This is a genomic window from Roseovarius sp. D22-M7 (assembly GCF_037083785.1).
Classification (GTDB): Bacteria; Pseudomonadota; Alphaproteobacteria; order Rhodobacterales; family Rhodobacteraceae; genus Roseovarius.
Window position 1 is genome coordinate 1 of the sequence record NZ_JBAPKY010000168.1, and the last position, 1248, is coordinate 1248.

1 protein-coding gene is annotated in these 1248 nt (G+C 56.2%); it reads left to right on the top strand.

Going from position 1 to position 1248, the window contains the following annotated elements; genetic code table 11:
* Positions 1 to 168: 168 nt before the first annotated feature.
* Positions 169 to 1041: a polysaccharide deacetylase family protein gene (locus tag V8324_RS21900; protein ID WP_336421999.1), complete on the top strand. Its 873-nt coding sequence runs from the start codon at positions 169 to 171 to the stop codon at positions 1039 to 1041.
* The last annotated feature ends 207 nt before the right edge of the window (positions 1042 to 1248 follow it).

Genomic DNA, 1248 nt, shown 5'->3' on the forward strand with positions numbered 1-1248 from the left:
ACAATCCCCATAACACTGAAACCCGCCCGCGCTTTCCTCCTTGTCAGGTTTATCGCCGCTGAATGGCGCGCATCCAGCAGCCACAAACCTTAGACGAAGCGGACGTAGACATTTATAGGTGGCTGGGCGATCATCGCTTCACAATCTTTGCGCGCAGGAGATCGCAATTTGAAGATTGCATTCACTATGGATGATTTGCCGCTCTGGCCACAGTCCTACCCACCCGCAGGGTATTCTGCCGAAGGGATTGTGAAATCCATCCGCTTGGCCCTGCGAGAGAACGGCATAAAGGGCGTTTATTCTTTTTCCAATTCCTGGCCTTTGGACAAGCATCCGGAGATGTCCGTCATTCTCGATGACTGGGTGGCGGATGGCCATCACATCGCCAACCATACCCATTCACATATCGAACTCCCGGACGTGTCAGCCGAAGACTTCATGGCCGACATCGACACCGCGGAGCACAAGCTCAGTCGCTGGGTGTCGCAAGCGCCTATGAAGCTGTTTCGTCATCCGCTGTGTCACTGGGGCGAAACAGAAGACAAGCTGCGCGAGGTAAATGCGCATCTGGAACTCAGGGGGTTAACACCTGTCGACGTCACAAGTTGGGCCTATGAATGGACCTGGAACCGCGCCTACCGGAATGCGATGGATGCGAATGACATGGGCGCAATGGCGTTTGTCAGGGAGACCTTCCTTGAGTTTTCGGTTGCCCAGTTGCGCCATGACATGAAGACGGCGCAGGCATGGTTCGGCGCTGAGATCGTCGGGATCACATTGGGGCACAATGTTCCCTTTTACGCCGATGTCGCGTGTGACTATTTCGCCTGTTTGAAGGAGGCGGGGGCCGAATTTGTCCCTCTCGAAGACGCGTTGCGGGGACCGGTGCAATCCGCCGTCGGGACAGTCGTATCGAGCGAGTTTCTGGTTCTGCAACAGAAGCTCGCATCAGCCTCAGGTCACCCCATTCGAAAGCTGCCCAATGATCAACGCGACCTTCACGCAAGAATTACCGAAATGGCAGTCGGTCAAAGCGGCTGATATTTGGCCTGCTGTGGTAAGTTTGGGCTCAGACTTGCCGCTCGCCGCGCTCTGCCCGAAGGTCCGCTGTTGGGAAAACGCCCAGACTTTGCAAAGCCCGGAACCTGCGCCCTGCACTAAATCGCTCCGCGATAGTGGCTCTGGGTGGCGGCGTTGCGCTGAAGCGGGTTTTGCTTCGCGATTTTCGAGGTCGGGTGTGTGCTGTTG